Here is a 13,125-nt window from a genome sequence, read left to right as displayed (position 1 = left end):
CGGCAGTGCGCGGGTGCCACCTGCCCACGGCCACCCACGCGGTGCCGCCGACCTCGGGAGACCCGACTGTGCCCATCACCGATCCCGCTGACCGCCCGTCCGGCGACGACCTGTCGCTCCGGCGTGAGGGCCACATCGCTGTTCTGGAGATCCACCGGCCTCCCGCGAACTACTTCGACGAAGGACTCATCCACACCCTGGCCCGGACGGCCGCCGCACTGGACGACGACCCCACCTGCCGTGCCGTGGTGCTCTGTGCGGAGGGGAAGCACTTCTGCGCCGGCGCCGACTTCGGCGACCGGGGCGGTTTCGACGAGGACCGCGCCGCCGCCTCCGAACGCCTCTACCGGCAGGCGGTCCGGCTCTTCCGTGCCGCTACGCCGATCGTCGCGGCCGTTCAGGGATCCGCGGTCGGCGGAGGGCTGGGCCTGGCGTGCGCAGCCGATTTCCGGGTGGCCGAACCCGGCAGCAGGTTCGTCGCGAACTTCGCCAGGCTCGGCTTCCACCAGGGATTCGGCCTGAGCGTGACGCTTCCGCGGATCATCGGCCACCAGGCCGCCGCGGACATGCTGTTCACCGGGCGCCGGGTCACGGGAGAGGAAGCGCGGGCGATCGGCCTCGCGGACCGGATCGCCGCACCGGGCGGGGCACGCGGGGAGGCGATCGCCTGGGCGCACGAGATCGCCGCGTCCGCTCCGCTGGCGGTCGCCTCCATCCGGGCCACCCTCCGCGCCGGTCTCGCGGACGAGGTGGAGCGCGTACTCGACCGCGAACTCGCGGAACAGACCCGGCTCTGGGCCACGCAAGACAGCGCCGAAGGCATCGCCGCGAGCCTCGAACGCCGCACTCCGGCCTTCCGCGGCAGCTAGTGCCCCTCCCGGCAAGCTTTGCCCCGTCGCGTCCCGCCGCCCCCGCGGAGAGCCCGCCCCCGGTCGGGTGAACGGCCGCGTGCCCCGGGCCTGTTCGTGACGCGTACCGCCCGCTGTCACGCGTCGGACACCGGCAGGTCGCCTGCGGTCGCTGCTGTGGGAGGACCCTGCACTGCGCGCATCCCCCTACCGCGAAGAGGTCCTCGGATCCATGTCTGAACTCAACCGGCGGCGTTTCCTCCAGATAGCCGGTGCCACCGCGGGCTTCACCGCCCTGTCCAGCAGCATCACCCGCGCCGCCGCGATCCCGGCCAGCCGCAGGACCGGCACCCTCAAGGACATCGACCACATCGTCGTCCTGATGCAGGAGAACCGGTCCTTCGACCACTACTTCGGCGCGATGAAGGGGGTCCGCGGCTTCGGCGACCCGCGCCCGGTGTCCCTGCCCAGCGGCAAGTCGGTGTTCCACCAGCCGGACGGCGACAAAGAGGTGCTGCCCTTCCACCCGGACGCGGACGACCTCGGACTCCAGTTCATCGAGGGCCTCAACCACGAGTGGATCGGCAGCCACGCGGCCGTCAACGACGGCACGTACGACCAGTGGATCCCCGCCAAGGGCACCGGCACGATGGCGCACCTGACGCGCGGCGACATCCCGTTCCACTACGCGCTCGCCGACGCCTTCACCGTCTGCGACGCGTACCACTGCTCGTTCACCGGCGGCACCGACCCCAACCGCTATTACATGTGGTCGGGTTACACGGGCAACGACGGCAAGGGCAACGGCCCGGTGCTCGACAACTCCGAGGCCGGGTACGACTGGACGACGTATCCGGAGCGGCTGGAGAAGGCGAAGATCTCCTGGAAGATCTACCAGGACATCGGCGACGGCCTGGACGGGGACCACTCCTGGGGCTGGATCCCGGACGCCTACCGCGGCAACTACGGGGACAACTCCCTTCTCTACTTCGACAATTACCGCAACGCCAAGCCCGGCGACGCGCTCTACGAGAGGGCCCGCACCGGAACCGACGCCAAGGCGGGCGACGGCTTCTTCGACGTGCTCAAGGCCGACGTCACCGCGGGCACGCTGCCGCAGGTCTCCTGGATCGCCGCGCCCGAGGCGTTCTCCGAACACCCCAACTGGCCCGCGAACTACGGCGCCTGGTACATCTCGCAGGTCCTGGACGCGCTCACCTCCAACCCCGAGGTGTGGAGCAGGACCGCGCTGTTCATCACCTACGACGAGAACGACGGGTACTTCGACCACGTCGTCCCGCCCTTCGCCCCGCTCACCGCCGAGGGCGGCGCCTCCACCGTCAGCACGCGGGGCGAGATCTTCCCGGGCAACGGCACCTACGCGGCCGGCGCGTACGGGCTCGGCCAGCGCGTACCGATGCTGGTGGTCTCGCCCTGGAGCACCGGCGGCTATGTCTGCTCCGAGGTCTTCGACCACACCTCGATCATCCGCTTCATGGAGCGCCGCTTCGGCGTGCGCGAGCCCAACATCTCGCCCTGGCGGCGTACCGTCTGCGGCGATCTGACCTCCGCCTTCGACTTCAAGCTCACGCGGGACCGGCCCGCCCACCTGCCCGGCACCGACGGCTACCGGCCGCCGGACGGCGACCGGCACGACAGCTACGTGCCCGTGCCGCCCGCCCGTCAGGCCGTGCCCAAGCAGGAGCGCGGCGCCCGACCGGCCCGCCCGCTGCCGTACGCGCCGCTGGTCGACGCGGCCGTCACGCCGTCCACCGGCCGGGTCACCCTCACCTTCGGCGGCGGTGTCGCCGCGGGCGTCTGCTTCCACGTCACCGCCGCGGACCGCGCCGACGGCCCGTGGACGTACACCACCGAGGCGGGCAAGAAGCTCTCCGGCACCTGGGAGACGGCCGCGACCGGCGGCGGCTACGACCTCACCGTGCACGGCCCCAACGGCTTCCTGCGCGCCTTCCGCGGCACCACCCGCGCCGGTTCCGGACCCGAGGTGACGGCCCGTCACGACGCCGGTAGCGAGCGGGTGGAGCTGACCATGACCAACTCCGGCCGCCGCGACGTCCGGCTCACGGTCACCAACTCCTACGACGGCCGCCACCACACCTACGTGGTCCGCGCCGGGCGCCGCGAAGTCCACTCCGTGGAGGTTCGCGGGGGTCATCGCTGGTACGACCTCACCGTCGCCTCCGACCACGACACCGCGTTCCTGCGGCGCCTCGCCGGACACGTCGAGACCGGGCGCCCCGGTGTGAGCGACCCCGCGACCCACACCCACTGACCTCGGGTCCCGCCGCCCGCCCACCGTGCCGGTGGTACCCGCTTCCCCGCGGGTCACCACCGGTCCCGGTGGGGCAGTTCGGTTCTCCGGACCACCCGCCGGTGGGGGCTGGTCGCGCAGTTCCCCGCGTCCCTTCGGGGGCTCGTCCTTCGCCGGCCCGTGCGGGGGTGCGCCCCGTCGCCTGGTCCCGCCGCATAGCGGCGTTACCCGCCGGTGAGGAGGGCGCCGTCCAGGAGGAGGTCCTGGAGGACCCGGGCGGCCCGTGGCGGGGCCACGTCACTGCGGTGGGCCAGGGCGATGGTGCGGCGCAGCCCCGGCCGGGCCAGCGGCGTGACCCGCAGGTCGTGACCCGCGCGGGCGGCGACCATGCTGGGGACGACGCCCAGACCGAGCCCGGCCCGCACGAAGCCGAGGACGGCGTCCATCTCGCCGCCCTCGACGGTGAGGTAGGGCTCGAAGCCCGCGGAGCGGCAGGCGGCGAGGGTCAGGTCGCGCAGGTCGTAGCCGTGCCGGAACATCACCATCGGGCGGCCTTCGAGGTCGGCGATCCTGACCGGTGAGCGCGGCGGCTCGGCCGCGGCCGAGGAGATGACGACCAGGTCCTCCTGGAAGAGCTCGACCGTGGTCAGCGCGGGCGACGGGTTCGGCAGCGGCAGCACCACCAGCGCCAGGTCGAGCCCGCCGCGCGCCAGCTCCCGTACGAGATCGTGCGACCCGCTCTCCTCGATCAGCAGCCGCACCCCGGGGTGCCGGTCGTGGAAGACGCGCAGCACGTCGGGGAGCAGGCCGGTGCACAGGCTCGGGGTGGCGCCGAGCCGGACCCGGCCGCGCCGCAGCTGGGCCAGCTCCAGCACCTCGTGGCGGGCGGTGTCGGCGTCGGCGAGAATCCGCCGGGCCAGCGGCAGCAGCGCCTCCCCGGCGTCGGTGAGCGTGATGTTGCCGCGCGCCCGGCTGAACAGGGGCGCGCCCAGCTCCGTCTCCAGGGCGCGGATCTGCTGGGACAGCGACGGCTGCGAGACGTGCACCCGCTCGGCGGCGCGGGTGAAGTGCCGGGCGTCGGCGACGGCCACGAAGTACGCGAGCTGCTGGAACTGCATGGGTTCCACGATAACCCTGCGATAGGCCCAGGCTATGGACACGAGCTGGATCATGTCTTGGACCACTCGACTCCGGTGACCGTAACGTCTGTGGACATGGCACTGGCAACGCGGACGGACCGACGTCCGTCGATGGCGCGCACGGTCTGGGGCTCGACCGTCGGCAAGAAGACGATCATGGCGGTGAGCGGCCTGATCATGCTGCTGTACCTGGTCGTCCACATGTTCGGCAACCTCAAGATCTTCTTCGGGTCCGGCAGCTTCAACGAGTACGCGCACTGGCTGCGCACCCTCGGCGAGCCGTTCCTGCACTACGAGTGGGCGCTGTGGATCATCCGCGTCGTGCTGGTCGCCGCCGTCGTGCTGCACGGCGTGTGCGCGTACCAGCTCAGCCGCCTCGACCGGCGCGCCCGGCCGGTCGCATACGCCCATCCGCGACCGCGCGCCAGTTACGCCACCCGCACCATGCGCTGGGGCGGCGTGATCCTGCTGCTGTTCATCGTCTGGCACATCCTCGATCTGACCACAGGCACCGTGCAGCGCGGCTTCGTGCCGGGCCACCCCTACCAGAACGTCGTGGCCGCCTTCCACGACTGGTGGAACAACGTCATCTACATCGTGGCGATGCTCGCCCTCGGCCTGCACATCAGGCACGGCTTCTGGAGCGCCGCCCAGACCCTCGGCGCGGGCAGCGCCACCCGTGACCGGGTGCTCAAGGCCACCGCGAACGCACTCGCAACTGTGCTGACGGTCGGCTTCATCGCCGTACCCGTCGGCGTCATGACCGGAATCGTGAGCTGACTGACATGCCCGAGACGCCCGTCCCTTCCGACGACACCGGCGCGACCGACTACGCGCGGTACGCGACCGGCGAGCCCCTCGCCGACACCAAGGCGCCCGAAGGTCCGATCGAGGACCGCTGGGACACCCGCCGCTTCACCGCGAAGCTGGTCAACCCCGCCAACCGCCGCAAGCACACCGTGATCGTCGTCGGCACCGGGCTCGCGGGCGGCTCCGCGGGCGCCACGCTCGCCGAACAGGGCTACCACGTCGTGCAGTTCTGCTACCAGGACTCCCCGCGCCGCGCCCACTCGATCGCCGCGCAGGGCGGTATCAACGCCGCGAAGAACTACCGCAACGACGGCGACTCCGTCCACCGGCTCTTCTACGACACCGTCAAGGGCGGTGACTTCAGGGCCCGCGAGTCCAACGTCCGCCGCCTCGCCCAGATCTCGGTGGAGATCATCGACCAGTGCGTCGCGCAGGGCGTGCCCTTCGCCCGTGAGTACGGCGGCCTGCTCGACACCCGCTCCTTCGGCGGCGTCCAGGTCTCCCGCACCTTCTACGCCCGCGGCCAGACCGGCCAGCAACTGCTGCTCGGCGCCTACCAGGCGCTGTCCCGGCAGATCGCCGCGGGCAATGTCGAGATGCACCCGCGGACCGAAATGCTCGATCTGATCGTCATCGACGGCAGGGCCCGCGGCATCGTCGCCCGCGACCTGATCACCGGCGAGATCCGCGGCCACTTCGCGGACGCCGTGGTGCTGGCCTCCGGCGGCTACGGCAACGTCTTCTACCTGTCGACCAACGCCATGAACTCCAACGCGACCGCCGTCTGGCGGGCGCACCGGCGCGGCGCGTACTTCGCCAACCCCTGCTTCACCCAGATCCACCCCACCTGCATCCCGCGCACCGGCGACCACCAGTCCAAGCTCACGCTGATGAGCGAGTCGCTGCGCAACGACGGCCGGATCTGGGTGCCGAGGACCAGGGGCGACGCCCGCCCGCCCGGCGAGATCCCCGAGGACGAGCGCGACTACTACCTGGAGCGGATCTACCCCTCCTTCGGCAACCTCGTACCGCGCGACATCGCCTCCCGCGCCGCGAAGAACGTCTGCGACGAGGGCCGCGGCGTCGGCCCCGGCGGCCAGGGCGTCTATCTGGACTTCGCCGACGCCGTCGCGCGGATGGGCCGCAGGGCGGTCGAGGAGAAGTACGGCAACCTCTTCGACATGTACGCGCGGATCACCGCCGAGGACCCGTACGAGGTCCCGATGCGGATCTACCCGGCCGTGCACTACACGATGGGCGGCCTGTGGGTGGACTACGACCTCCAGACCACCGTGCCCGGCCTCTTCGCGATCGGCGAGGCCAACTTCTCCGACCACGGCGCCAACCGGCTCGGTGCCTCCGCGCTGATGCAGGGCCTGGCCGACGGCTACTTCGTGCTGCCGGCCACCATCAACGACTACCTGGCCCGCCACCCGGGGCGCGAGGAGATCGGCGCCGAGCACCCCGTCGTCCAGGAAGTCCTCGCCGAGACCGAGGACCGGCTCCATCTGCTCCTCGCCGTCGACGGCGACCGCACCGCCGACTCCTTCCACCGCGAGATCGGCGAGCTGATGTGGGAGTTCTGCGGGATGGCCAGGACGGAGGAGGGGCTGCGCAAGGCGCTGGACCGTATCCCGCAGATCCGGGACGAATTCTGGCGCCGGATCAAGGTGCCGGGCAGCGGCGCGGAGTTCAACCAGTCGCTGGAGCGCGCCAACCGCGTCGTGGACTACCTGGAACTGGCCGAGCTGATGTGCCTCGACGCGCTGCACCGCGCCGAGTCCTGCGGCGGCCACTTCCGCGAGGAGTCCCAGACACCGGAGGGCGAGGCCGCCCGCCGGGACGAGGAGTTCTCCTACGCCGCCGCGTGGGAGTTCACCCGGACCGGCGGCGCGCCCGTCCTGCACAAGGAAGACCTCGTCTTCGACTACGTACACCCCACCCAGCGGAGCTATGCATGAAGCTCACCCTGCGCGTCTGGCGCCAGAAGAACACCGAAGCGCCCGGCGCCATGGCCACCTACCAGGTCGACGACGTCTCGCCCGACATGTCGTTCCTGGAGATGCTCGACACGCTCAACGAACGGCTCACCGTCGAGGGCGAGGACCCGGTCGCCTTCGACCACGACTGTCGTGAGGGCATCTGCGGCGCGTGCAGCCTGGTGATCAACGGTGACGCGCACGGCCCGGAGCGCACCACGAGCTGCCAGCTCCACATGCGGTCGTTCCGGGACGGCGACACCATCGACGTCGAGCCGTGGCGGGCCGCAGCCTTCCCCGTCGTCCGCGACCTGGTCGTGGACCGCTCGTCGTTCGACCGGATCATCCAGTCCGGCGGTTACGTCAGCGTGCCCACCGGCGCGGCGCCCGAAGCACACGCCACGCCCGTACCCAAAGCCGCCGCCGACTCCGCGTTCGAACACGCCGAGTGCATCGGCTGCGGCGCCTGCGTCGCCGCCTGCCCCAACGGCTCCGCGATGCTCTTCACCTCCGCGAAGATCAACCACCTCAACGTACTGCCGCAGGGCGCGCCGGAGCGCGAGACCCGTGTCCTCGACATGGTCACGCGGATGGACGACGAGGGATTCGGCGGCTGCACGCTCACGGGGGAGTGCGCCACCGCCTGCCCCAAGGGCATCCCGCTGACCTCGATCACCGCGATGAACAAGGAGTGGCTGCGGGCGGCCCGCAAGGTCCCACGCCGTTAGGAACCTCCGGGGTCCCCACGCCGTTGGAACCTCAGAGGTTGGTGAGCTTGGTGTACGGGCTCATGATGCGCTTCTGGAGCGAGCCGAAGTCGACGATCACCGCGACGCCTTCCTCGACTCCGGTGACCCGGCCGAGGCCGTACACATCGTGGGTGACCCGATTGCCCACGGCGAACTCCTTCGGTGGCGGCGCCACCGGGGCTTTGAAGGGACTGGTGGGCAAAAAGCGCTTCGCTGCATCAGGCTTTGTCATTGTCACCAGTATGCGCCCGTCGGCGGTCCGATTGTCCCGCCGGGCGTCGCATCTGCGACTACCCGCCAGCCGTCCTTGACCTGTATAGACCTGTCTGTCTACCCTCGGTGGGTATCGCCCAGGACAGGCGGACCGCGGCAGATCCCCCCAGGTCACCTCGGGTCCATCCAGGTTCTACTCATGGAGTCCCCATGGCACGCACGGTCAAGACACCCGGTCCCGACCACCCCATCACGGTCGAGCCGAACCCGGAGCGCATCGTGGTCCGGGCCGCGGGCAAGGTCGTCGCCGACACCACCCACGCCCTGACCCTGCGCGAGGCCGACTACCCGCCGGTGCAGTACATCCCGCTCGCCGACGTCGAGGCCGGCGCCCTGCGCCCGACCGAGTCCCAGACGTACTGCCCCTACAAGGGCGACGCCTCCTACTACTCCCTCGTGACCGCGGACGGCGAGGTCACCGACGCGGTGTGGACGTACGAGAAGCCGTACGACGCGGTCGGCACGATCGCCGGGCACGTCGCCTTCTACCCGCAACACGTCGAGGTCGCCGCGCGGTAGCGCTCGCGCGCGAAAAGATAGAGGGCCCGTCCGGTCGGACGGGCCCTCTCTCGCGTGCCGCTGCCTCAGTCCCGGTATCCCACGGGCTCGCGGGGCCGCTCAGGGACGCGCGGGTCCCGCCGGGACCGGATCGGACCCCGGGCGAGTCGGTGCGCGCCCAGACCGGCCAGAGCGGCCAGCAGACCGCCGCCGCCGGTCCACAGCCAGCGCGGCGACCACCAGGTGCCCGCCCAGCCGTCGGACGGCGCCACATGCGGCGCGTACGCCGACACCACGGGCGTCACCGAGCCGTCGACCGCCTGCTGCCCGGCCGTGCCCTCCGAGGTGGCCTTCACCGCCGCCCTGACCGGCTGGCCGAGGTCGGCCGCGGGCAGGTCGAGCACGGTCAGCCGCAGGAAGTAGCCGCCGCGCAGCGGATCGTTGGACCAGGTGTCGGCCCACGAGCGGATCGCCCGCAGGTGGCAGACCAGCTCGACCGAGCCCGCGTCGGCCGCCACGGACCTGCTCTGCGCGCCGAATCTGCACGGCTGGCGGCGCCGCAGCCCGTCGTACACATCGAGCTGCCAGGTGGCGGCGCCGTGCCGGGTCGCCGTCTCGGGGAAGGTGACGGTGGCCTTCACCGTCACGTTCTGCCCGCTGTCGGCGGGGAACGTCCAGTACAGGTAGTCGCCCGCCGACGCGTCCGCGGTCGCCTCCTGCCCCTGCCGGACGACGGTGGCGGTACGGAAACTCGTCCCCGCCTCCGTCGGCGCGGCGTCGCCGTCGCCGGGAGTGGCCGTACCCGTACCCGTGCTCGCGCTCGGGTCGGCCGACGGGTCGTCGGCGACCGCGCCGCCCGCGCTCAGGACCAGCGCGGCGGCGGCCAGCAGCCCCGCCGCGGTGACCGTCAGCAGCCGTACGGCCTTACGTGGTGACGTACGCATCAGACGGTCCTCCCCGTGTTCAGACGCCAGCAGGACACCCAGCCCGACAGCAGGCCGAGGACCGCGCCGGCCACGGCCAGCGTGCCCAGCAGCCACCAGCCGCGCCCGAGGCCGAAGAAGGCCACGTCGGACGGCTGGTCGGGGGAGTCCACCAGGTCGATGGAGAGCTCCACCGGCAGACCGGGGGTGGTCTTCACCGACGGCGCCGCCGAGAAGGAGTTGCCGACCTGGAGGCAGACCGTCTCCGGCGGGGTGTCGGAGTCCGCGTGCGGCTTGGGGTAGCGGATACCGGCGGACACGACGTCGGTACGGCCGGTGCCGCCCTCGTCGTCCCTGACGATCTCCCGGCCGTGCGTGGTCACGCCACGCAGCAGGACGCCGTAGTCCGCGTTCACCGCGCGGTCGGCGGAGACGCTCACCGAGGCGCGCAGCTCCTGCCCCGGCGGCACGTCCACCCGGTACCAGCGGTTCTCCGAGAACAGCTCGCGGTCGGTGTAGATCCCCGCCTTGAGCTGCGGCGCGTCCGCGCACCGCGCGGCGCCCTGGGCGGCCACCGGGGCCACCACGGCGTCGGTGCTGCGGCCCACCAACTGCTTCACCTTGGTGGTGAGCTGCTGCCGGTGCTGGACGGCGGTGTACGTACCGCCGGTCGCCTCCGCGATGCACGTCAACTGGTTGCGGGTCGAGGAGTCCGGGATCAGCCCGAGCGTGTCGATGACCAGATGGATGCCCTTGGCGGCGATGTCCCGCGCGACATCGCACGGGTTGAGCGGCGCGCAGGTGTCCTGGCCGTCGGTGATCAGCACCAGGCGGCGGGTGCCGTCGCCGCCCTGGAGATCGTCGGCCGCCTTGAGCAGCGCGGGGCCGATCGGCGTCCAGCCGGTGGGCGCCAGCGTCGCCACCGCGGCCTTGGCCTCGGTGCGGTTCAGCGGGCCGACCGGGTAGAGCTGCCGGGTGTCCTTGCACCCGGTCTTGCGGTCGTTGCCCGGATAGTCGGCGCCGAGCGTCCTGATGCCCAGCTCCACGTTCTCCGGCACCGAGTCCAGCACGTCGTCGAACGCCTGTTTCGCGGCGGCCATCCGCGACTGCCCGTCGATGTCCTTCGCCCGCATGGAACCGCTGACGTCGAGCAGCAGTTCCACCTTCGGGGCGGCTTGCGCCGTCGGCGTCGCCGGTGTCGTGGGTTCGTCGGCGACCGCGCTCGCGGGCAGCAGACCGCAAGCCAGGACGACCAGCAGGCCGCAGCCAACTCCGGCCGTCAGTAACCTTCTTATGATCATCGCCGGATCGTAGTGAAGGTAGTGTCAAAACCTGAAGTCGGCCGGTCAGCGGCCGGTGAGGGACCGTGCCAAAGAGGACGGACGCGGACGGACGGGGACGGACCACGGACGGGGACGGACCACGGGCGGGGACGACGAGCGCGCGCCGGGCCGGGGGCCACCGGGACCGCGCGCGGGCCGGTGGTGCGCCGGGGGTGGACGTGCGCCGTGATCTCAGTAAAGTGGCGGATATGACGCTACTGGCCGGTAGGAAATGTTTCCGGGTGCTCGAACCGCTGCACTCGATGGTGTACTTCGCGCCCGAGACGCAGGCGGCGCTGGTCGCGGCCGGGCTGGAGAACAACCGCATGTGCTACTTCGCGGGCCGCGCCGCCGCCCTCGGCCCGGTCGGCCCCGCCGTGGTGACGAGCACCTTCTACAACTTCAGCCCGTCCCTGGTGGCCCGGCACATCCCGCTCGCCTGGACCCTGGCCGCCCCCGAGGACATCACCGCGGCGCGGCTGCGCGCGGTCGACGCCGTGCAGCGCCGCCTGCTCGGCGACGCCGTCGACTCCCCGGAGACGGCCGAGGCCGCCGAACTCGCCCAGCGCGCCGCCGAGGCGTGCACCGGCGGCGACCGTGTCCTGTACGCCGCCCACGCGGCCCTTCCGTCGCCGAAGGAGCCGCACCTGGCCTTCTGGCACGCCACCACGCTGCTGCGCGAGTACCGCGGCGACGGACACCTCGCCGCCCTGCTCTCCGCCGAACTCGACGGCCTGGAAGCCCTCGTCACCCACACCGCGACCGGCAAGGGCTTCCTCCCGGGCTTCGCCAGGACCCACCGAGGCTGGAGCGAGCAGGAGTGGGACGCGGCCGTCGCCCGGCTGCGCGACCGCGGCCTCCTGGACGCGGACGGCTCCCTCACCGACCAGGGCGTCGAACTGCGCCGCCACGTCGAGGCCGAGACCGACCGTCTCGGCCGCGCCCCCTACGAGCACCTCGGCGAGGCCGCCACCGCCCGTCTCACCGAGATCGCCCAGGGCCTCACCATGCGCGCGCTGGCCGCGGGCGCCTTCCCCGAGGGCGTCTTCGCGGCCGGCCCCAAGCGCTGACGCACCGGTCACCGATCCGGGCGCGACCGACGGCCCCGGACGCCCGCTCCCCGCGTCAGCGGGGAAGCGCCGGGGCCGGGCCCGTCGAGCCGCGGACCACCAAGTGGGTGGCCAGTTCGACGTGGAGGGTGTCGACCATGTGGCGGTCCAGGAGCCGCATCAGCAGGGAGACCGCCATCCGGCCCATCTCTTCGAGCGGTTGGCGGACGGTGGTGAGGCGGGGCACGGTGCTGCGGCTGAGGTCGATGTCGTCGAAACCGGTGATGGAGAGGTCCTCGGGGACGCGCAGGCCGCGTTCGTAGGCGGCGCGCAGCGCGCCCACGGCGGCCTTGTCGTTGAACGCGACGAGCGCGGTGGGGGGTTGGGGGAGATCGAGGAGTTCGCAGGCGGCCCCGTAGCCCCAGTCGGCGGTCGGCTCGATGCTGCGCAGGAGCTCGGGGGAGGGCAGCACCCCGGCGTCGGCGAGGGCCGACGTGTGGCCCGCGAGACGGGACTTGCTGGCGAGCCAGTCACCGGGTCCGCCGATGACGCCGATCCGCCGGTGGCCGAACTCCACCAGGTGGGCGGTGACACTGCGGGCCGCGGCGAGGTTGGCGGCCGAGACCGAGGCGATGTCGCGGGGGAGCGGAGTGCGCGGGTCGACGACCACGAAGGGGAAGTCCTGGGCCCGCAGGATCTCCAGCTCCCTTTCCGGCTCGGGCGGGACGATGAGGATCGCGCCCGCGATGCCCGGATCGCCCGGCAGCCCCGGCAGCACCTGGACCTCGCGCGCCGCGTCGCCCGCGCTGAGCACCACCCGCCGGCCGTGCAGGTCCAGCGTCTCGGCGATCGAGGAGACGATCACACCGAAGTAGTCGGTGAGGACATACGGGCAGCGCACATAGATGGCGCCGTCCGCCGCGCCGCGCCGGACCGGGGCCGGCGCCCCCAGCCGTTCGACCGCCCGGCGGACCAGCGCCTGGGTGTCGGGGGCCACGTTGGCCTGTCCTGTCATGACGCGCGACACGGTGGCGATGGAGACGCCCGCCTCCGCGGCGATGGCGCGGACCGTCACGCGGGTGCCCGGTGACCTAGCCAACTGTTACACCCGGTCGTTTCATATGCGCAGCTTAGCGCCCCGACCCATCAGGGTCACGGCAGGATCGGTACAAGGCATTGACAGCGCACGCCACCGACCGCTTACCTGATTTTCGCCACGGTTCCAGAAAACGTTTCATTCCGTTTCAGAGTGAGTGCTGCCCG

Annotated in this window: 12 protein-coding genes; 7 read left to right on the top strand and 5 right to left on the bottom strand. The window is 71.8% G+C overall.

The window, feature by feature from the left end; all coding sequences use genetic code 11:
• Nucleotides 1-68 precede the first annotated feature (68 nt).
• Both BGM09_RS14945 and BGM09_RS14940 read left to right on the top strand, forming a co-directional pair.
• Nucleotides 69-869 carry an enoyl-CoA hydratase/isomerase family protein gene (locus BGM09_RS14945; protein WP_317452704.1) on the top strand — a complete coding sequence of 267 codons (801 nt, stop codon included), beginning with the start codon at nt 69-71 and terminating at the stop codon, nt 867-869.
• Nucleotides 870-1,080: 211 nt separating this feature from the next.
• Nucleotides 1,081-3,141 (top strand): phosphocholine-specific phospholipase C, encoded by a 2,061-nt coding sequence (locus BGM09_RS14940; protein WP_188282058.1) that lies wholly within the window; start codon nt 1,081-1,083, stop codon nt 3,139-3,141.
• A gap of 203 nt (nt 3,142-3,344) precedes the next feature.
• On the opposite strand, the gene BGM09_RS14935 is transcribed toward BGM09_RS14940, so the two are convergent.
• On the bottom strand, nt 3,345-4,238 hold the full coding sequence (locus BGM09_RS14935; RefSeq protein ID WP_188282057.1) for a LysR family transcriptional regulator: 894 nt from the start codon (nt 4,236-4,238) through the stop codon (nt 3,345-3,347).
• Between the two features lie 96 nt (nt 4,239-4,334).
• Between BGM09_RS14935 and BGM09_RS14930 the strand changes: the two genes are divergently transcribed.
• The 3 genes from BGM09_RS14930 to BGM09_RS14920 are packed head-to-tail and all read left to right on the top strand — an operon-like array spanning nt 4,335 to nt 7,776.
• Complete coding sequence (locus tag BGM09_RS14930) at nt 4,335-5,039, top strand: succinate dehydrogenase cytochrome b subunit (RefSeq protein WP_188282056.1); 705 nt, start codon at nt 4,335-4,337, stop codon at nt 5,037-5,039.
• A 5-nt stretch (nt 5,040-5,044) separates the two neighbouring features.
• Nucleotides 5,045-7,030 (top strand): fumarate reductase/succinate dehydrogenase flavoprotein subunit, encoded by a 1,986-nt coding sequence (locus tag BGM09_RS14925; protein ID WP_188282055.1) that lies wholly within the window; start codon nt 5,045-5,047, stop codon nt 7,028-7,030.
• Nucleotides 7,027-7,776 carry a succinate dehydrogenase/fumarate reductase iron-sulfur subunit gene (locus BGM09_RS14920; RefSeq protein ID WP_188282054.1) on the top strand — a complete coding sequence of 250 codons (750 nt, stop codon included), beginning with the start codon at nt 7,027-7,029 and terminating at the stop codon, nt 7,774-7,776. The genes BGM09_RS14925 and BGM09_RS14920 overlap by 4 nt, the downstream gene beginning before the upstream one ends.
• 31 nt (nt 7,777-7,807) lie before the next feature.
• Here the strand turns inward: BGM09_RS14920 and BGM09_RS14915 are convergent, their stop codons facing one another.
• Nucleotides 7,808-8,029, bottom strand: a complete 222-nt coding sequence (locus BGM09_RS14915; protein ID WP_188282053.1) for a hypothetical protein — start codon at nt 8,027-8,029, stop codon at nt 7,808-7,810.
• Nucleotides 8,030-8,220: 191 nt separating this feature from the next.
• On the opposite strand from BGM09_RS14915, the gene BGM09_RS14910 reads away from it, so the two are divergent.
• Complete coding sequence (locus BGM09_RS14910) at nt 8,221-8,589, top strand: DUF427 domain-containing protein (protein WP_188282052.1); 369 nt, start codon at nt 8,221-8,223, stop codon at nt 8,587-8,589.
• 65 nt (nt 8,590-8,654) lie between these two features.
• On the opposite strand, the gene BGM09_RS14905 is transcribed toward BGM09_RS14910, so the two are convergent.
• Nucleotides 8,655-9,512, bottom strand: coding sequence for a hypothetical protein (locus tag BGM09_RS14905; protein WP_223186984.1), 858 nt, complete (start codon nt 9,510-9,512; stop codon nt 8,655-8,657).
• Complete coding sequence (locus BGM09_RS14900; RefSeq protein WP_188282051.1) at nt 9,512-10,792, bottom strand: VWA domain-containing protein; 1,281 nt, start codon at nt 10,790-10,792, stop codon at nt 9,512-9,514. Before BGM09_RS14900 ends, BGM09_RS14905 begins: the two co-directional genes overlap by 1 nt.
• A 230-nt stretch (nt 10,793-11,022) precedes the next feature.
• On the opposite strand from BGM09_RS14900, the gene BGM09_RS14895 reads away from it, so the two are divergent.
• Complete coding sequence (locus BGM09_RS14895) at nt 11,023-11,883, top strand: SCO6745 family protein (RefSeq protein ID WP_188282050.1); 861 nt, start codon at nt 11,023-11,025, stop codon at nt 11,881-11,883.
• Between the two features lie 55 nt (nt 11,884-11,938).
• On the opposite strand, the gene BGM09_RS14890 is transcribed toward BGM09_RS14895, so the two are convergent.
• The gene (locus tag BGM09_RS14890; RefSeq protein ID WP_188282049.1) at nt 11,939-12,961 is read right to left on the bottom strand and encodes a LacI family DNA-binding transcriptional regulator; all 1,023 of its coding nucleotides are present in this window, start codon (nt 12,959-12,961) and stop codon (nt 11,939-11,941) included.
• Between the last annotated feature and the right edge of the window lie 164 nt (nt 12,962-13,125).

The organism is Streptomyces sp. CBMA29, assembly GCF_014596445.1.
In the GTDB taxonomy this organism is placed as follows: domain Bacteria; phylum Actinomycetota; class Actinomycetes; order Streptomycetales; family Streptomycetaceae; genus Actinacidiphila.
The sequence above is the reverse complement of the archived record's forward strand: the minus strand, read 5'-3'. Positions and strand labels throughout refer to the sequence as shown.